At 69.0% G+C, this 18,221-nt stretch carries 12 protein-coding genes; 10 read left to right on the plus strand and 2 right to left on the minus strand.

Annotated elements, in window-relative coordinates; genetic code table 11:
• Positions 1-6 precede the first annotated feature (6 nt).
• Positions 7-1,869: a malto-oligosyltrehalose trehalohydrolase gene (gene treZ, locus PMI12_RS12910; RefSeq protein ID WP_007832919.1), complete on the plus strand. Its 1,863-nt coding sequence runs from the start codon at positions 7-9 to the stop codon at positions 1,867-1,869.
• Positions 1,859-6,997 carry a malto-oligosyltrehalose synthase gene (locus tag PMI12_RS12915; RefSeq protein WP_007832921.1) on the plus strand — a complete coding sequence of 1,713 codons (5,139 nt, stop codon included), beginning with the start codon at positions 1,859-1,861 and terminating at the stop codon, positions 6,995-6,997. The genes treZ and PMI12_RS12915 overlap by 11 nt, the downstream gene beginning before the upstream one ends.
• Positions 6,998-7,018: 21 nt before the next feature.
• Here the strand turns inward: PMI12_RS12915 and PMI12_RS12920 are convergent, their stop codons facing one another.
• Complete coding sequence (locus PMI12_RS12920; protein ID WP_007832932.1) at positions 7,019-7,867, minus strand: nucleotidyltransferase; 849 nt, start codon at positions 7,865-7,867, stop codon at positions 7,019-7,021.
• A gap of 153 nt (positions 7,868-8,020) precedes the next feature.
• Here PMI12_RS12920 and PMI12_RS12925 point away from each other — a divergent pair, with 153 nt between their 5' ends.
• Both PMI12_RS12925 and PMI12_RS12930 read left to right on the plus strand, forming a co-directional pair.
• Entirely contained in the window at positions 8,021-8,800 is a 780-nt protein-coding gene (locus tag PMI12_RS12925; RefSeq protein ID WP_007832934.1) for a metallophosphoesterase family protein, read from the plus strand.
• Positions 8,801-8,883: 83 nt separating this feature from the next.
• A complete protein-coding gene (locus tag PMI12_RS12930) occupies positions 8,884-10,797 on the plus strand; it encodes a PAS domain-containing hybrid sensor histidine kinase/response regulator (RefSeq protein ID WP_049965684.1) in 1,914 nt (637 codons plus the stop codon).
• A gap of 338 nt (positions 10,798-11,135) precedes the next feature.
• On the opposite strand, the gene PMI12_RS29215 is transcribed toward PMI12_RS12930, so the two are convergent.
• Positions 11,136-11,288, minus strand: a complete 153-nt coding sequence (locus PMI12_RS29215; RefSeq protein WP_007832938.1) for a hypothetical protein — start codon at positions 11,286-11,288, stop codon at positions 11,136-11,138.
• A gap of 226 nt (positions 11,289-11,514) precedes the next feature.
• Here PMI12_RS29215 and PMI12_RS12935 point away from each other — a divergent pair, with 226 nt between their 5' ends.
• The 6 genes from PMI12_RS12935 to PMI12_RS12960 all read left to right on the plus strand — a co-directional run bounded on the left by PMI12_RS12935 (position 11,515) and on the right by PMI12_RS12960 (position 18,215).
• Complete coding sequence (locus PMI12_RS12935) at positions 11,515-11,817, plus strand: hypothetical protein (RefSeq protein ID WP_007832939.1); 303 nt, start codon at positions 11,515-11,517, stop codon at positions 11,815-11,817.
• Between the two features lie 14 nt (positions 11,818-11,831).
• A complete protein-coding gene (locus PMI12_RS12940) occupies positions 11,832-12,500 on the plus strand; it encodes a phosphoribosyltransferase (RefSeq protein ID WP_007832941.1) in 669 nt (222 codons plus the stop codon).
• A 144-nt stretch (positions 12,501-12,644) separates the two neighbouring features.
• Positions 12,645-12,980 (plus strand): hypothetical protein, encoded by a 336-nt coding sequence (locus PMI12_RS28520; RefSeq protein WP_007832944.1) that lies wholly within the window; start codon positions 12,645-12,647, stop codon positions 12,978-12,980.
• Between the two features lie 71 nt (positions 12,981-13,051).
• The gene (locus PMI12_RS12950) at positions 13,052-13,489 is read left to right on the plus strand and encodes an Hsp20/alpha crystallin family protein (RefSeq protein ID WP_007832946.1); all 438 of its coding nucleotides are present in this window, start codon (positions 13,052-13,054) and stop codon (positions 13,487-13,489) included.
• A 48-nt stretch (positions 13,490-13,537) separates the two neighbouring features.
• Positions 13,538-13,945: an Hsp20/alpha crystallin family protein gene (locus tag PMI12_RS12955; RefSeq protein WP_007832948.1), complete on the plus strand. Its 408-nt coding sequence runs from the start codon at positions 13,538-13,540 to the stop codon at positions 13,943-13,945.
• Between the two features lie 121 nt (positions 13,946-14,066).
• Positions 14,067-18,215, plus strand: coding sequence for a CheR family methyltransferase (locus PMI12_RS12960; protein WP_007832950.1), 4,149 nt, complete (start codon positions 14,067-14,069; stop codon positions 18,213-18,215).
• Positions 18,216-18,221 lie beyond the last annotated feature (6 nt).

The raw sequence follows: 18,221 nt of genomic DNA on the forward strand, positions 1-18,221 counted from the left end.
CATCCCATGAGCACCCGTTCGCACCACATGCCGTTCGGCGCCACCGTGCAGGCGGGGGGTGGCGGGGTGGAGTTCGCCCTCTGGGCGCCTTCGGAGCCGTCCGTCGTGCTCGAACACCGCGCCGCCGGGGGCGGCGCGGTCTCCAGGCCGATGGAGCGCGACCACCGCGGCTGGCATCGGCTGCTGGTGCCGCAGGCAGGGCACGGCGACCGATACAGCTACCTGCTGGCCAACGGCTCGCGCGTGCCGGATCCGGCCTCGCGATTCAATCCCGACGACGTGCACGGCCCGAGCGCCGTGATGGACCCGCACCGCTTCGGGTGGACCGACGACGCCTGGCGCGGCCGCCCGTGGGAGGAGGCGGTGGTCTACGAACTGCACGTCGGCGCCTTCACGCAGGAGGGCTCCTTCGATGCGGCGCGGGAACGGCTCGGCGAGCTGGCCGAACTCGGCATCACCGCCATCGAGCTCATGCCGCTGGCCGACTTTCCGGGCCGGCGCAATTGGGGGTACGACGGCGTGCTGCCGTTCGCCCCGGACGCCGCCTACGGCACGCCGGACGATCTCAAGGCGCTGGTCGATGCCGCGCATTCGCTCGGCCTGATGGTGCTGCTGGACGTGGTCTACAACCACTTCGGCCCGGAGGGCAACCACCTGCATGCCTACTGTCCCGAGTTCTTCAACCCCGGGCACCGGACGCCGTGGGGCGCCGCGATCAATTTCGACGGACCGGGCTCGCGCACCGTGCGCGACTTCTTCCTGCACAACGCGCTCTACTGGATCGAGGAGTTCCGCTTCGACGGCCTGCGCATGGACGCCGTCCACGCGATCCACGACGAAACGCGGCCGCACATCGTGCGCGAGATCCGCGAGGCGCTGGACGCCGGCCCCGCCCGCGAGCGCCACATCCACCTGGTGGTGGAGAACGATGCCAACCAGGCCTCGATGCTGGTACGCGACGACCACGGCCTGCCGGTCGCGGCAACGGCGCAGTGGAACGACGACCTGCACCACGCGGTGCACGTGCTGGCCACCGGCGAGCGCGATGGCTACTACGCCGACTATGCCGACGACCCGGTCTGCCGTTTCGCGCAGGCGCTGGCCGAGGGCTTCGTCTATCAGGGGCAGCCCTCGCTCTTCCGCCAGGGCGATCGGCGCGGCGAGCCGAGCACGCGGCTGCCGCCACAGGCGTTCGTTTCCTTCCTTCAGACCCACGACCAGGTCGGCAACCGCGCATTCGGAGAGCGCATCCACGCGCTCGGCGATCCGGTGCTGCTGCGCGCGGCGATGGCTTGCCTGCTGCTGTGCCCGCATGTGCCGATGCTCTTCATGGGCGACGAGTTCGCCGCCTCCACGCCGTTCCAGTATTTCTGCGACTTCGGCCCCGAGCTGGCGGCGGCGGTGTCCGATGGGCGGCGTTCGGAGTTCGGCGGTTTCGCGGCGTTTGCCGATGAGGCAGCCCGCGCGCGCATTCCGGACCCCAACGCCGAATCGACCTTTCTCGCGTCGAAGCTGCACTGGCGCGAGCGCGGCGCGCGCGCGCATTTCGCGAGGCTCAGCGAGGTGACGCAACTGCTGCGCCTGCGCCAGCGCTTCGTGGTGCCGCGGCTCGCCGGTACCGCAGGCGCGGGCAGCTACCGCTGCGAGAACGGCCTGCTCCGGGTGCAGTGGAGCCTGGGGCCCTTGCAACAAGGCCAGGCTGGGGCGCGGCTGTACCTGCTCGCTCATTTCGGTTCGCAGCCGGCCGATGGCGTCGAGCCGTCGCCGGGCGCCGTGATCCATAGCGACGGCGCGGCCGCTTGCCAGGGCAGCCTGCGCTGCGCACGCGGCGCGGTGCATGTGACGCTGGAAGAGCTGCATGGCGCATGAACCGCACCACCACGGCGTCACAGGCGAACTTGGGCGGCTGTGCGAGCATTTCGGCATTGACACCGGCTATGTCGACGCATTCGGCGTTCGTCGCGAGGTTTCTGCGCAGAGCCTGATTGCGCTGCTCGCCGAGTTCGGCATGCACATCGGCGATGCGGCCGACGCGGCCCACGCCCTCGAGGCGGCACACCGCGCGCGCAGCGCCGAGGTGCTGCCGCCGGCCGTGGCCGTGCAGGCGTCGAGCCGCGGGTGGCAGGTGCCGCTGCGGCTGCCGGTCTCGACTGGCCGGCTTCGATGGGAGCTCATCGACGAACAAGGCCGTGCGCGGCAGGGCGAAGCGGATGCCGGGGCGCTGCCCGAAACCGGCCGCATCGAAAGCGGCGGGCATGTGTGCGAGCGCGTCCTGCACCTCCCATCGAGCCTCGAAGCAGGCTACTGCAGGCTGCGCATCGAAGGCGAAGGCCTGCGCGGGGAGACGCTGGTGCTGGTCTCGCCGGGCCGTTGCTACCGGCCCCCCGCGGTGCGCGACGGCGGCCGCGCGTGGGGCGTGTCGCTACAGCTCTACAGCCTGCGCTCGCCGCGCAACTGGGGCATCGGCGACTTCAGCGATCTTGAAGAACTGGCCGTGCAGATGGCGGCGCAGGGCGCCGACATCATCGGCCTCAACCCGCTGCACGCCTTGTTCGCCAGTACCCCGCAGCACGCGAGCCCCTACAGCCCTTCGTCCCGCCTGCAGCTCAATGCGCTCTACATCGACGTGGAGGCGGTGCCGGATTTCGCCAGTTGCGCGCCGGCCCGCGAGCGGGTGCATTCGCCCGATTTCCAGTCGCGCCTTGCCGCCTTGCGCGCAACGCCCCTGGTGGACTACCCCGGCGTGGCTGCCGCGAAGTTCGAAGTGCTCGCCTTGCTGTTCAGCCATTTCTGCGAGCGCCATCTGCCGTCCGAAGGGCCGCCCGACGAAACGGGCCAGGAGTTCATGGCCTTCGTCGCGGAGCGTGGCGAGGCGCTGCGCCGGCACGCTCTTTTCGAAGCGCTGCAAGCCCACTTCCTCGCGCACGAAGGGGGCGCGTGGGACTGGCACGCGTGGCCGAGTGCCTACCAGGACCCGGATTCCGCCGAGGTGAGTGCATTCGCGGTGGTGTATGCGCAGCGCGTGCAGTTCCACCAGTACCTCCAGTGGCTGGCCGCCCGCCAGCTGGCTGCGGCCGCCGCGCGCTGCAGCGCGCTCGGCATGGGTGTTGGCCTGTACGTGGACCTGGCGGTGTCGGTCGACCGCGCCGGTTCCGATGCCTGGGCCCTGCAGCAGGGCCTTGCCGGAGGTGCCAGCATCGGTGCGCCGCCTGACGAGTTCAACCCTGCGGGACAGGGCTGGGGCCTGCCGCCATTGCGCCCCGACCGCCTGCGCGCGGAGGGCTACCGCTACTTCATCGACACGCTGCGTGCCGGCATGCGTGGCGCGGGTGCATTGCGCATCGACCACGTGATGGGCCTGATGCGCCTGTTCTGGATTCCGCCCGGGCGTGATGCGAAAGAGGGCGCCTACGTCCACTACGCGCTGGACGAGATGCTGGCCGTGGTGGCGATAGAGAGCCACCGGCACCGCTGCATGGTGGTGGGCGAAGACCTGGGCACGGTCGACGACGCGTTGCGCGACGCGCTCTTGCGTGCCGACGTGTTGTCCTATCGCCTGCTGTATTTCGAGAAGGAGCCGCAGGGCGGCGGATTCAAGCCGCCCGCCGCCTATCCGCCGGCCGCGCTGGCCGCGGTCAGCACGCACGACCTTGCGACCTTCGCGGGCTGGTGGACGGCGCAAGACCTTCGGGAGCGCCTCGCGCTTGGCCTGTTCCCCGATCCGGCGATCTTCGACAAACAGCTGACGGACCGGGCGCACGAGCGCATGCAGCTGATGCACGCGATGCTGCGGGCCGGCCTGCTGTCGCGCGAAGACATGGCGCAGGCCGCCGGCCTTGCGATGCCGACCGGCCGCATCGTGGAAGCGGCGCATGCATTCCTGGCGGCCTCGCCGTCGGCGCTGATGCTGGTCCAGCTCGAAGACGTGGCGGAGGTGGTCGCCCAGGCCAACATGCCGGGCACGGTCGATACGCATCCCAACTGGCGGCGCAAGCTGCCCGTTTCGAGCACGGCGCTGGCCGGCGGCGAACGCATGCGCGGCCTCGGCCGGTTGCTGCGTGCCCAGAGGCCGCGCGTTGTCGAACACGCGGCATCGCCGGGCCTGCAGACCCGCGTGCCGCGCGCCACCTACCGGCTGCAGCTCCACAAGGACTTCGGCTTCGACGAGGCGATCCGCGTGCTGCCGTATCTCGCAAGGCTCGGCGTGAGCCACGTGTACTGCTCGCCGATCCAGCGGGCGCGCGCCGGCAGCATGCATGGCTACGACGTGGTGGCGCACGCGGAGATCAACCCCGAGCTGGGTGGCGCCGAAGGCTTCGCGCGCTTCGTTGCCGCGCTGAAGGCCAACGGTCTCGGCCAGCTGCTGGACATGGTGCCCAACCACATGGGCGTGTTCGGCGCCGACAACGCATGGTGGATGGACGTGCTGGAAAACGGCCCCGCCTCGCTGTTCGCTCAGCACTTCGACATCGATTGGCAACCGCTCAACGTGGAGCTTGCCGGCAGGGTGCTGCTGCCCGTGCTCGGTGGGCACTATGGCGAGGTGCTGGAAAACGGTGAACTGATCCTTCGCTTCGAGGATGCGGCCGGCAGCCTGGCGATCCGCTACTTCGATCACCGCTTTCCGCTCGCGCCGGAGAGCTATCCGGCGGTGCTGCACCGGGCGCTCGCGCGGCTCGGCGATGCGACCGCCTCCGGGCATCTCGCAAGCCTTGCCACCGCGTTCGGCCACCTGCCCGGACGCAATGCGGCGTCGCCGGAAGAACGCGCGGAACGTGTGCGCGACAAGGAGCTGCTCAAGGCGCGGCTTGCGCTGCTCGTGCGGCGGCGCCCCGCGGTGGCGCAGGCGATCCAGGCATCGGTGGCGGAGCTGAACCTCGCCTTGCCGGAAGCGCGCGACGCACTGCACCGGCTGATCGAGGCGCAGGCCTACCGGCTCGCGCACTGGCGGATGGCAGCCGACGAGATCAACTACCGGCGCTTCTTCGACATCAACGACCTGGCCGCCATCCGCATCGAGCGCGACGAGGTGTTCGAGGCCACGCAGTCGTTCGTGCTCGAGCTGGCTGCGTCCGGGGCGGTGGACGGCCTGCGCATCGACCACCCCGACGGGCTCTACGACCCCGCCGGCTACTTCCGCAAGCTGCAGGAGGGCTATGCGCGCCGTGCCGGCCTCATGCTGCCGGCCGCCGACGCGCAAGGGCGGCCCGCGCGGCCGCTGTACGTGGTGGCCGAGAAGATCGCGGGTGCGAACGAGGAAGTGCCCGAGACCTGGCACGTGCATGGAACCACGGGCTATCGCTTCGCCAACGTTGCCAACGGCGTGCTGGTCGATGCGGCAGCCGAGTCGGATGTTCTCCACGCCTGGCAGCGCTTCACCGGCGACACGCAGGACTTTGCCGCGGTGGCGCGGGCGGGCCGGCGGGAGGTGATGCGCAGCGCGCTGGCGTCGGAGCTCAACGTGCTGGCCACCGAGCTGCTGCGCATCGCCCGCGCCGACCGCAGCACGCGCGACTACACGCTCAACGCGCTGCGCCGGGCCCTCGCGGGCGTGGCTTCGTGCATGCCGGTGTATCGCACCTACATCGTCGATGGCCTCTCGGGACAGGACGAGCGGGTCATCGACGAAGCCGTCGACGCGGCCGCCCGCAGCAGCGGCGATGCCGACCGCTCGATCTTCCTCTTCGTGCGCAGCGCACTGCGGGGAGAGGCCGTCCAGGCCGCGCCGGCACTGGGCGAACGGGCGCGCCACTTCGCGCGGCGCTTCCAGCAGTTCAGCGCGCCGGTGGCGGCCAAGGGCGTGGAAGACACCGCGTTCTACCGCTACTTTCCGCTCTGCTCGCTCAACGAAGTGGGCGGCGAGCCCGACCGCTTCGGCATCGAGGTCGAGGAATTCCACGCGCTCAGCGCCGATCGCGCGCTGCGCTGGCCGCACACGATGCTGGCCACCTCGACGCACGACAACAAGCGCTCGGAGGACGTGCGCAACCGGATCGACGTGCTGTCCGAGATGCCCGATGAATGGATGCACGCGCTGGCGCGATGGCACGCGCAGTGCCGCGGCGCGCACAGGAAGCTGCCCGGCGGCGAGGCTCCCTCGCGCGCGGACGAATACCTGCTCTACCAGACGCTGCTCGGCACCCTGCCGGTGGGCGGGCTGGCCGCAGATGCAGTCGCGGGCTACAGCAACCGCATCTGGCACTACATGCAGAAGGCCGCGCGCGAATCGAAGCTGCGCACGCGATGGTCCCATCCCGATGCCGACTACGAGGCGGTGCTGGAGACCTTCGTGCGCGAGATCCTGGGCGACCCGAGCGAAGGCGCCTGCCTGTCCGACATCCAGCGCATGGCGGACAGGCTGGCGTGGTTCGGCGCGTGGAACAGCCTGACCCTGACCTTGCTCAAGTACGGCTCCCCCGGCGTGCCGGATCTCTACCAGGGCAGCGAACTCATCGAGCTGAGCCTCGTCGATCCGGACAACCGGCGCCCGGTCGACTACGCGCTGCGCCAGCAGCGCCTCGACGAGCTGCATGCCGTGGCCGAGGGCGACGCTCTTGCCGAGCGGGTCGGTGCGCTGGCGGCGGCCCCGCACGACGGCCGCGCGAAGCTCTGGTTCATCTGGCGGCTGCTGTCGCTGCGGCGGCAGCAGCCGCTGCTGTTCCAGGAGGGCAGCTACGAACCGCTGGAGGTCGAGGGGCCGTTGTCGAGGAACGTCGTGGCTTTCGGGCGGCTGCATGGCGACCGCATGCTCGTGATCGTGGCGAGCCGGCTGTTCGTCGGGCTTCCGCATCGGGAAGCGATGGACCATGCCCCGGCCCTGCCCGATGCGGCGAGGTGGCGCGGCACGGCGGTGCGGCTTCCCGCAGGCCACGACGGGGGCGTGCTGAAGAACGTGCTGACCGGCGAGCCCGTGGCGGCCGCCGGCGGCACCGTGAGCCTCGACGTGGCTTTCCGCCGCATGCCGTGGGCGGCGCTGGTGGCTGCCCGCACCGCATGAACCCCGACGCAACTGCGCAGGCTACGGCCCGTCCGCGGTGCGATGCGGCTTCCTGGCGTGGATGTCCGCGGTCCACAACGCCACGTCCTCGGCCGTCATGCTGCTCGCGCCGGTGAGGCGTCCGTCCACGTAGCCCAGCCGCTCCACGTCGTGGATGTATTGCTCGCGCGACAGCAGGGTGCCGGCGCACACGTTCTCGTGCGTGGCCGGCGGCTCGCGCATTTCATCGGCCAGGCGTTCCATCAGCCGGGACATGACCCAGTCCGGAATGTGATGGCGCTGACCGGGGTAGATGTAGCCGAACAGCGTGAGGTGGGCCAGCAGCACCCGCCAGTGCGGGCCGAAGCGCTCGAGCAGGCTGACCCAGTCAAGCCGCTGCGCATTGGCCTCCAGCAGGTGGGCGATGTCGCCGCCGTCGTAGCGCTCGCGCTCCATGATGAAGGCCTTGGACAGCAGGCTGTCCTCCGCGTTGGCGATGAGCACCGGCACGCCCAGGATCTCGGCGCGGCAGTTGCCGCGGAACCAGCGCTTGTCCACCGGCGTCACGCCGTTGCCCGAATTGAAGATCAGGTCGATGAACTCGGGGCCGTCGTACACCTTGGCCAGCCAGTGCGGATGGGTCAGCTCGGTGCGCCAGCCGTGCCGCCGCACGAGCTGCGCGATGCGTTCGTAGTCCTCGCGGTGGATGAACAGGTCGAGGTCCTTGGTCGAGCGGCGGATGCCCGTGTAGCACGCGTGCGAGAAGGTTCCGCCCACCAGGAAGGGAATGCCCGCACCGTTCAAGGCGCGCAAGGTCTGCCGATAGAAATCGGCCACGTGGGGGTCGACTTCTTCTTCCAGCGAAGGCGCGAGCGCGGTGAAGGGCGACATGCATGAAAGCTAGGGCTGGCCACAGGCGGCGGCCCGGAGCAAAGGGCCCCATCGAACGTCGGCATGCGCCTACAGCCGCTGCGGGATGGGGCCGATGACGGCGAACCGCGGCGCGGCACATTCTGGCGCTCGCATTCATCGAGCCGCGTCGCCATGCCCAATCCCAAATCGTCCTCCCACATCCGGTTTGCCGCCGTCGGCGACATCCATGTCCAGAAGGACTCCGCCGGCACGCTGCGCAGCCTCTTCGCCCAGGCCGCCGACGAGGCCGATGCGCTGCTGCTGTGTGGCGACCTCACCGACTACGGCACGGCCGAGGAGGCCCGGGTGCTGGTCGAGGAGCTGGGTGCGATCCACATCCCCATCGTCGCCGTGCTGGGCAACCACGACTACGAGTCCGGCACGCCCGAGGCGGTGACCGGTGCGCTGATGCATGCCGGCGTCCGCGTGCTCGATGGCTCGGCCTGCGAGATCGAGGGCGTGGGCATCGCCGGCGTGAAGGGCTTTGCCGGTGGCTTCGGGCGCGGCTCGCTGGGCGCCTGGGGCGAGCCGGCGATCAAGCTGTTCGTGCAGGAGGCGCTGAACGAGGCGATGAAGCTGGAGTCGGCGCTGGCCAAGCTGCGCACGCGGCGCCGCATCGCGCTGCTGCACTACGCGCCCATCGCCGGCACGGTGCAGGGCGAGCCGGTGGAGATCTTTCCCTTCCTGGGCAGCAGCCGGCTGGAGGAGCCGCTGCTGCGCTACCCGATGGATGCGGTGTTCCACGGCCACGCGCACCGGGGCACGCTCGAGGCGCGCACCATCAACGGCGTGCCGGTCTACAACGTTGCCAAGCCCCTGCTGCAGCGCAGCCGGCCCGGCGTGCCGCCATTCTTCCTGTACGAACTGCCGCGCGAAGCGGCCGAGGAGGCCTCGGCTTCCGCTCCGGAGTAGGAATCTTCCCACGGGCTGTTCAAGTGCAATGGACCACACTTGCAAGACTCCACGAGCCGGGGCCAGACATGCCTGCTGAACCGATGAAAGCCAGCGAACAGCCCGGGTTGTCCGTCGCCTCCCTGACCGATGCCGACTATCGCCAGATGGTCGACGGCCTCACCGATCACGCCATCATCCTGCTGGACCCGGACGGCAACATCGTGAGCTGGAACGCCGGGGCACGCCAGCTCAGCGGCTACGACGGCGCCGACATCCTGGGGCGCCATTTTTCCGTCCTGTATCCGCAGGAGACGCTCTCGCGCGGCTTGCCCGACGAGGAGCTGGCGCAGGCCGGCAAGCAGGGGCGCTTCGTGGACGAGGGCTGGCGCCTGCGCAAGGACGGCACGCGCTTCTGGGCCAATATCGTCATCACCCGCCTGCCAGGCGCCAACGGCGCCACGCGCGGGTATTCCAAGATCATTCGCGATCACAGCGACCGGCGAAAGCACGAAGATGCGCTGCGCGCCAGCGAGGAACGGTTCCGCCTGCTCGTCGAAGGAGTCAAGGACTACGCGATCTTCATGCTCGACCCCGGCGGCCACGTGGTCAGCTGGAATCTCGGCGCGGAGAAGAACAAGGGCTACAAGGCACACGAGATCATCGGCCAGCACTTTTCGAAGTTCTATCCGCCCGATGTCGCCGCGCGCGGATGGCCCGCCGAGGAACTGGCCAACGCGCTGCGCGAGGGACGCTTCGAAGACGAAGGCTGGCGCGTGCGCAAGGACGGAACCCGCTTCTGGGCCAGCGTGGTGATCACGGCCATCTACGACGCCGCCGGGCAGCACAAGGGATTCGCCAAGGTCACCCGCGACCTCACCGAGCGCCGCCGCATCATCACGCTGGAGGACGAGGGAAGGCGCATGACCACCTTCCTTGCAATGCTGGGCCATGAGCTGCGCAACCCGCTCGCGCCCATCTCCAACGCGCTGGAGCTTCTCAAGCGCGAGGAGACGGGCTCGCTGGTGCTGAACAGGACGCGCGGCATCATCGATCGCCAGCTCAGGCAGATGACGCGGCTCATCGACGACCTGCTGGACGTGGGCCGGATCACGAGCGGGCGCATCCACCTGGAAGCCAAGCCGGTGCGGCTTCGCGAAGTGGTCGTCGAAGGGGTGGAGGCCATGCGCCCTGCCATGGCGCTGAAGTCGCAGGTCTTGGAACTGCAGGTCGACGGGGCCGATCCCTGGGTCACGGGCGACAGGGCGCGGCTGATCCAGGTCATCGGCAACCTGGCTCACAACGCGTCCAAGTTCACTCCCGACGGCGGGTGCATCGCGATCCGCCTCGGCACCCACGGTGCCAACGCCTCGGAAGCGGAGATCAGCGTCAAGGACAACGGCCCGGGGATCCCGCGCAAGGATCTCGAGAGGGTCTTCGAACTCTTCGTGCAAGGCGAAAACGAACTGGCGCGCACGCGCGGCGGGCTCGGGCTGGGCCTGAGCCTCGTGCAGCAGCTGACGCAGCTTCATGGCGGCTACGTCAGCGTGTTCAGCACCGGGCGCGCGGGGGAGGGCAGCGAATTCGTGGTGCGCCTGCCGGCGGCGCCCACACCCGACATGCCTCGGCCGACCGAACGCGGCGAGGGCGAAAAGCTGGTGCTGGTCGTGGACGACAACCGCGATGCGGCGGAAACCCTGGCACTGCTGCTGGAATCGCTGGGCTACTCGTGCTCGGTGGAGCACGATGGTTTTGCCGCGATAGAGGCCGTCAAGGCGAAACGGCCCGACGTGGTGTTGCTGGACATCGGGCTGCCCGGCATGAACGGCCACGACGTTGCCAAGCGCCTGCGCGCCGACCTGATCAATCCGCCCGCGCTGATCGCCATCACCGGCTACGGCCAGCCCAGCGACCGCGACACCAGCTTCGAAGCCGGCTTCTTCGCCCATCTGACGAAGCCGGTGGATTTCGATCGGCTGGGCTCGATGCTCGACCAGATCTACGCCGCCAGGACCTGAACCGGCAGCCCGGCGGCGCGCCCAGCTATCGAGCGAAAACCTGCTCGCCCTCAATTCGCGGGACCAGGAGATCCTGCACGGCCTCAGCTTCGACGAGTCGCAGTTCCTCATCGACTGCGGCGAAGACCCGCCCGCCGATACGGCCGACCGCGAACGGTGCGGCGATCTCATCCGCAGGCACGAACGCGCCCGCCTGCGCATCGCTACCGCCGACGATGAAGGCAGCGCGAGCGAGGCAGGCCCCGCCGCGCGCAGCCGGGATTCGTTCATGCTGTGAGCTGCCGGCCCGCCCCGGCTCCGTGGCGCGAGGCCCCGTTCCTTCGCGACACGCGGGCTCTTCAGTGGTGGCGCTTGAAGTACTGGACTTCGCGCTCGTGCTGCCGGGCCTGCTCCTGCGAGGCGAAGGTGCCCAGGTTGCGGCGCTTGCCCGTCTTGGGATCGATCTTGCGGGAATACAGGCGGTATTCGCCCGAAGCGAGTTTCCGGATCATTGCGCGCTCCTTTTTCACTTGGCAGGACCAATCTGCGCCGCCGGCGCCGGCCGTCTGTCGGACGGGTTCACTTCGCTCTGAGGGAGCGCGAGTGCGGCGGCACGCGACAAGGGTTTCTGTTCCTACATTCGCTGCCTGGCCGCTCCCACAGCGGACCTGCGCTGCAAGGTCGAAACCCGAACTCTAGAGGCCTGTTTCCGGTCTCCATCGCGCAAAGGAACGAACCATGAAAACGACGCACAAGCCCGCAGCCACGAAAAGCCGCCAGGCCGGCGCCCCGGTGCAGGACGCCATCGGCCCCCACGACGACAACCCGCCGTCGCGCGGCGCGGTACAAAGCGGCGGCACCCCCGACACCGCACCGCTGAACTTCGACGACGACGAGATCTATTCGGGCCGCTACAAGGTGCGCAGCGGCGGCACCACGCACGCCAAGGGCGGCGACAGCGGCCTGCTCGGGCCCCCAGCCGAACAGCTGTCGCCGACCAATTCGCCCAGCGACCCGGCCTTGCGGCGAGGCCGCTCATAGGCGGGAGGCCGACCATGTTCCGGGACCGCGTCGATGCAGGCCGCCAGCTCGCGACGCTGCTCGGCCAGTACCGCGACGCGCCGGATGCGCTCGTGCTGGCGCTGCCGCGAGGCGGCGTGCCTGTCGGTGCGCAAGTCGCACGGGCACTGAATCTCCCGCTCGACATCATGGTGGTGCGCAAGCTGGGGCTTCCCGGCCACGAGGAATATGCGGCCGGGGCGATCGCCGCGGGCGGCGTGCGCGTGACCGGTGAGCCCTGGGCCGACCTGACGCTCGTCTTCGAACGCGAGCAGCGGGAGCTGGCGCGCCGTGAACGCGCCTACCGCGGCGGCCGGGCACCTTGCGAGCTGGGCGGCAAGACCGTCATCCTGGTCGACGACGGCCTCGCCACCGGCCTGTCGATGCGCGCCGCGATCATCGCGGCGCGTTCGCTCGGCGCGGCGAAAGTCGTTGCCGCGGTGCCGGTCGGCGAAGCCACGGCGTGCCAGGCGCTGGCACAGCCCGCGAAGGCGAGCGAGTTTGCCGGCCGCAGCGACCTCGAGCGCATGGGCTCGCGTGCGGACGAGGTGGTCTGCATGCACATGCCCGATCCTTTCCACGCCGTGGGCGCGTGGTACGGCGTCTTCGATCCGCCCAGCGACGACGAGGTGCGCGACACCCTGGCTTCGTGGAGCCGTCCATGAGCGACCTTCATGAGGAAGGAGACAGCGAAAACGCGGCGCACTGACACTGAAGATCGGCTGTCGATTTCCCCTCTTGAAATCCTGGCGAGTGAAACTATGTTGACTTCCGTTGGAACCTGGTCAAACCGAAAAGGAGGCACTCAAATGACCATGAACCTGCTGAGGCAAATCGCCACCTCCCGCTTGCCCGTGTCCTTCTACCGGACGGAGGACATCGACAAGGTCCGGCTGCTTCGGGCCGCGGGCCTCGTAGTGGCCCTGGTGCCGTCACCCTCCGACCCCGTCGCGCTTGCGGGCACACCGTCCGCGGCGCAGGTGCTCGCCATCACCAGCAAGGGTCGGGAAGAACTGGCGAAGTTCGACTATCCGGTGACCCGCCCGCCGCGCTGGCGCTTGCGGATGCCGCGAATCAAGACGCTCGCGCGCGCCGGTCCGGCGGCGCCGCCCCCGGCCCAGCGCGAATCGAGCAGGCTCCAGTAGCGCCTGGAGCACGGGGGCACGCCGCCGGCTTTTCGTTGTTTCTGCATTCAACTTCTTACGGAGGTTTCGCCATGTATCGATCCTTGTTTCCTCGCGACATCTTTGCGGAGATGGACCGCCTGCAGCGCGACGTGCAGCAGGCTTTCGACCTGTCTCCCTCCATCCGCGGCATTGCCTGGAACGGCTTCCCCGCGCTGAACGTGGGCAGCACCCCGCAGACGCTGGAAATCTATGCGTTCGCGCCGGGCGTGGACCCCTCTACGCTCGAGGTCAACCTCGAGCGCGGCCTGCTGACCATCTCCGGGGAGCGCAAGAGCGCGCTCCCCGAGGAAGGCGACAAGGCCGCGGTGCACATCAACGAGCGTTTCGAAGGCGCATTCCGCCGCGTCATGACGCTGCCGGAAGACGCCGACCCCGACGCCGTGAACGCCCGCATGAGCGATGGCGTGCTGCACATCACCGTCCAGCGGCGCGCGTCCGCGCAGCCGCGCCGGATCGCCATCCAGTAGCGAGCCGGAGGAGGAATCCCGAACGAACCGAACGAAAGGAGCCACACCATGAAACGCGATCTCCAGGCCTCGTCGGCCGCCGAACCGGGCAAGCTCGCACAGAAGGACTCGTCTCGCCATGCCGAGGCTGCGCTGACGCCGGCCGTCGACGTGATCGAGGACAGCGGCGGCATCACGCTCTACGCCGACCTGCCCGGCGTGAGCCGCGACAGGCTGAACCTCCACGTGGAAGCCGCGACGCTGACCATCGAAGCCGAGTCCAGCCTGACAACGCCCGAGGGCCTCAACTCCAGCCACACGGAGGTGGGCCTCGCGAGGTTCAGGCGGGTGTTCACGCTGAGCAAGGAGCTCGACACCCAGAACGTCACCGCCGAACTGGCGCAGGGCGTGCTGCGGCTGCGGATTCCCAAGGCTGCGCACGCGAAGGCGCGGCGCATCGAGATCCAGGCCGCCTGAGGGCTTGCACGGCGTCCCCGCTCCCGCGGCGGGCGCCGCGCAGGGAATGCTCGTACCGGGGTTGCCGGACTTGGGCGCAAAATCGCTCCTCCCGAATGCCGCACTTTCCCTGCGAGCCTGAATGCCCGAGTCCCAGACCTCCGGTGCCCCTGCGCCTTCCTCCGCACCCGCGACGCTGGCGCCAAGTTCGCTGAGCTTCCCCGTCGTCGGCCTTGCCGGATCGGCCGGCGGAATGGAAGCGCTGATGCGCTTCTTCGAGCACATGCCCGAGCGGCCGGGCATGGCCTTCGTGGTGATCCTGCACCTGTCGCCGGACCATGAAAGCAGCGCCCCCGAGATCCTGCAGCGCACGACGGCATTGCCCGTGGCCCGGGCGGCCGGCACGATGCCGATCGAGGTCGATCACATCTACGTGATTCCGCCCGGTGTCGAACTGACGATGAACGGCGGCAACCTGCAGGTCACGCAGGGAGAGCGGCCCTATGGACCCGCAACCGCGGCGGACGTCTTCTTCCGCACGCTGGCGCAGGTGCACCGCGAGCGCGCGGTCAGCATCGTCCTGTCGGGCACCGGCAGCGACGGCGCGGTCGGGCTCACCCGAATCAAGGAGCATGCGGGCCTGACCATGGCCCAGTCGCCGGAGGACGCGACCTACGGTGGAATGCCGCTGGCCGCCATCGCCACCGGCATGGTCGACTTTGTGCTTCCGGCCGACCAGATGGGCGAGCGGCTGGTCGATGTATGGCGCAACGCGCGCCACATCCAGCTTCCCCACACGTCCGAGGTGGGCGCTTTCGTGGAGGAGCCGGAGGGCCTCGCCTCGTCGCGGCTCGCCGAGAAGGCGCTGCAGGAGGTCATGGCGCTGCTGAAGACCTACACGCGGCACGACTTCCTCCACTACAAGCGCGCCACGGTGCTGCGCCGCATCGAGCGCCGGCTGCAAGTGAACCGGCTGGCCGACCTGCCGGCCTACCGCGACTTCCTCCGGGAGCACCCGGAGGAGGCCGCGCCGCTGCTGCAGGACATGCTGATCAGCGTGACCAACTTTTTCCGGGACCGCGATGCCTTCGAGGCATTGTCCGGAGAGGTCATCGGGCCGCTGGTGGAGCGCAAGCAACCGGGCGAGCAGCTGCGGGTCTGGGTGGCAGGATGCGCGACCGGGGAGGAGGCGTACTCCGTCAGCATGCTGCTGCGCGAGCACGCCGATCGTTTGTCGAAGCCGCTGGACATCCAGGTCTTCGCAACCGACGTCGACGAGCGCGCCATCGCCACGGCCCGCAAGGGCGTGTATGCGCAGGGCATCGCGGAAGACATCGCGCCGGGCCGGCTGCGGCGGTACTTCCTGAAGGACCGCGACCAGTTCCGCGTGTCGGCCGCGGTGCGCGAGCCGGTGCTCTTCGCGCAGCACAACCTGCTGAGCGATCCGCCGTTCTCCAGGCTCGACATGATCTGCTGCCGCAACCTGCTGATCTATCTCGATCGCGACGCCCAGGCCCGCGTGCTCGGGATGTTCCGCATCGCGCTCAAGCCGGGCGGCTTCCTGTTCCTCGGCACCTCCGAGTCGACCGACGCGGCCGCGAACCTGTTCGCCGCCGTCGACAAGCGCCACCGCATCTTCCAGGTCAACCCCGAGTTTCCGCCCGCACGGCACGTGCCGGTGATCAGCGAGGCGCCGACCGCGCTGCCGACCGGCCCCGTCATGCAGGCACTGCGTGCAGCCAGGCGCAATGGCGGCGAACGGCCCAGCCTCGCCGAGCTGCACCAGCGCGCGCTGGAGCAGTTCTCGCCGCCCAGCGTGCTGATCGACAGCGACCACAACGTGCTTCACCTGTCCAACGGCGCCGGGCGCTTCCTCGAGCGCGCGAGCGGCGAGCCTTCGGACAACCTGCTGAACAACGTGCGCCCGGACATCCGGCTCGAGCTGCGCACCGCGCTGTTCAAATCGGCGCAGTCGTCGCACAGCGTCGAGGCGCGGCTCGTGCTGCGCCAGGAAGACGGCCGGCAGGTGTTCCTGAACATCACCGTGCGACCGGTGCAGCAGGAGCCGGGGAGCAGGCAGCTTATCCTGGTGGTCTTCGACGAGGTCGAGGAGAGCACGCGGCCGGACGATGGCGCACCGCCCGACGCCGCGCGCGAACAGCTGGTCGCCCAGCTCGAGGAGGAAATCAGGCAGCTCAAGCTCCACCTGCAGGACACCATCGAGAGCTCCGAGACATCGACCGAGGAACTGAAGGCCTCGAACGAGGAGCTGCAGGCCATCAACGAGGAACTGCGCTCGGCCAGCGAGGAACTGGAGACGAGCAAGGAAGAGCTCCAGTCGATGAACGAGGAGCTGGTGACCGTCAACTTCGAGCTCAAGATCAAGGTCGAGGAATGGGAGCACATCAACGACGACCTGCAGAACCTGATCGCCTCGTCCGAGATCGCCACCGTGTTCGTCGACCGGAGCATGCACATCAAGCGCTACACGCCGCATGCGAGCAACCTCTTCAACCTGATCCCTTCGGACCTGGGACGCTCGCTGTTCGACATCACGACCCGGCTCGACTACCCCGAGCTGGCCGAGGACACGGCGTCGGCCTTCAGGGAATTGCGCGCGAGCGAGCGCCACGTGAAGAGCGCCGACGGGCGGCATTTCCTCGCGCGCATCCTTCCGTACCGGACGGCCGAGGACCGGATCGAGGGGGCCATCATCAACTTCTTCGACATCACCGAATTGCGGACCGCGGAAGAGCGCGTGCGTGCGGGCGAGGAGCGGCTGCGGCGGGCGGCCGCGACGACGAGCGACTTCGCCATCATCACGGCCGACCCGCAGGGCATCGTCACCAGCTGGAATCTCGGTGCCGAGCGCATCTTCGGCTACGGCGAGGCAGAGATGATCGGCAGCCCGATCGCGACCATCTTCACGCCCGAGGACCGCGCGCACGGCGTACCCGAAGCGGAAATGCGCTGCGCGGCGCAATCCGGCCGCGCCGAAGACGAGCGCTGGCACCAGCGAAAGGACGGCACGCGCTTCTTCTGCAGCGGCGTGATGACGCTGCTGGACGAAAGGGCGGGAGGCGGCTTCGCCAAGATCGCGCGGGACATGACCGGCACCAAGCGGCACGAGCTCACGCTGGACCATCTGCTGGTCAAGGAAAAAAAGGCGAGCCTGAACGCCCAGATGGCCAACGAGCTGAAGGACAGGTTCCTCGCGGTGATGTCGCACGAGCTGAAGCAGCCGCTCAACCTGATCCAGATGAACGCGGAACTGCTGCTGCACTTGCCGGTGGCCATGGAAAACGCCAAGGTCCGGCGGGTGAGCGAGACCATCAAGCGCGCCGTCGGCAGCCAGACCCGCATCATCAACGACCTGCTGGACCTCTCGCGCATCCGCACCGGCAAGTTGCGGCTGAACCGGGTGCGCGTCGACCTGGGCGAGATCGTGCAGGCTGCCGCGAATGCCGCCGTTGCAGCCGCACCCGAGAAGAAGCTGGTGCTGGAGACGCACTGCGAACCGGGCATCGAGTGCCATGGCGACCGGGTGCGCGTTGAGCAGATCGCCTGGAACCTGCTGAGCAACGCCGTCAAGTTCACGCCCGCGGGCGGGCGCATCTGCGCCCGCGTGGAGGCCGAGGGCGGATTCGCCAGGCTCACCGTGACGGACAGCGGCTGCGGCATCTCCAGCGAGTTCCTGCCGCATGTGTTCGGCATGTTCAACCAGGCCGTCGACGAGGCAGCGCCGTCCAACGCCGGGATGGGCATCGGCCTGGCCCTGGTGCAGGAACTCGCGCATGCCCACCAGGGGCGGGTCAAGGCGTTCTCGGCCGGCATCGGGAAAGGGTGCGAGTTCAGCGTGTGGCTTCCGCTCGAAGGCAAGGGCGCCGAGCAGGCGGCAACGCAGGCACAGGCGCAGGCCGAGGTCGATTTCAAAGGTTGGCGCGTGCTGGCGGTGGATGACTACGCCGACGCGCTGATTCCGTTCGCGGAGGTGCTGCGGCTGGAGGGCGCGACCGTCGACGTCGCGGAGAGCGCCAGGGAAGCGCTGGACCTGCTCGAGAAGAACACCTACGACCTGCTCGTGTCCGACCTCGGAATGCCGCAGATGGATGGCTTCGAGCTCATTGCGGAGGTGCGCCGCAGGCCCGCAACGCGCGAGCTGCGCTCGATCGCGATGTCGGGCCTGGGCCGGCGCGCGGATGTGCGCCGCGCGCTCGAGGCGGGTTTCAATGCGTACCTGCCGAAACCGGCGTCGATCGACGAGCTGAAGACCATCGTCGGCGGGCTCTAGACACCC

The organism is Variovorax sp. CF313 (assembly GCF_000282635.1).
Taxonomy (GTDB): Bacteria; Pseudomonadota; Gammaproteobacteria; order Burkholderiales; family Burkholderiaceae_C; genus Variovorax.

Excerpts from the sequence above, each read along its gene's own strand:
- treZ (WP_007832919.1), top strand. The coding sequence starts at position 7 with ATGAGCACCCGTTCGCACCACATGCCGTTCGGCGCCACCGTGCAGGCG.
- PMI12_RS12915 (WP_007832921.1), top strand. The coding sequence starts at position 1,859 with ATGGCGCATGAACCGCACCACCACGGCGTCACAGGCGAACTTGGGCGG.
- PMI12_RS12920 (WP_007832932.1), bottom strand. The coding sequence starts at position 7,867 with ATGTCGCCCTTCACCGCGCTCGCGCCTTCGCTGGAAGAAGAAGTCGAC.
- PMI12_RS12925 (WP_007832934.1), top strand. The coding sequence starts at position 8,021 with ATGCCCAATCCCAAATCGTCCTCCCACATCCGGTTTGCCGCCGTCGGC.
- PMI12_RS12930 (WP_049965684.1), top strand. The coding sequence starts at position 8,884 with ATGAAAGCCAGCGAACAGCCCGGGTTGTCCGTCGCCTCCCTGACCGAT.
- PMI12_RS29215 (WP_007832938.1), bottom strand. The coding sequence starts at position 11,288 with ATGATCCGGAAACTCGCTTCGGGCGAATACCGCCTGTATTCCCGCAAG.
- PMI12_RS12935 (WP_007832939.1), top strand. The coding sequence starts at position 11,515 with ATGAAAACGACGCACAAGCCCGCAGCCACGAAAAGCCGCCAGGCCGGC.
- PMI12_RS12940 (WP_007832941.1), top strand. The coding sequence starts at position 11,832 with ATGTTCCGGGACCGCGTCGATGCAGGCCGCCAGCTCGCGACGCTGCTC.
- PMI12_RS28520 (WP_007832944.1), top strand. The coding sequence starts at position 12,645 with ATGACCATGAACCTGCTGAGGCAAATCGCCACCTCCCGCTTGCCCGTG.
- PMI12_RS12950 (WP_007832946.1), top strand. The coding sequence starts at position 13,052 with ATGTATCGATCCTTGTTTCCTCGCGACATCTTTGCGGAGATGGACCGC.
- PMI12_RS12955 (WP_007832948.1), top strand. The coding sequence starts at position 13,538 with ATGAAACGCGATCTCCAGGCCTCGTCGGCCGCCGAACCGGGCAAGCTC.
- PMI12_RS12960 (WP_007832950.1), top strand. The coding sequence starts at position 14,067 with ATGCCCGAGTCCCAGACCTCCGGTGCCCCTGCGCCTTCCTCCGCACCC.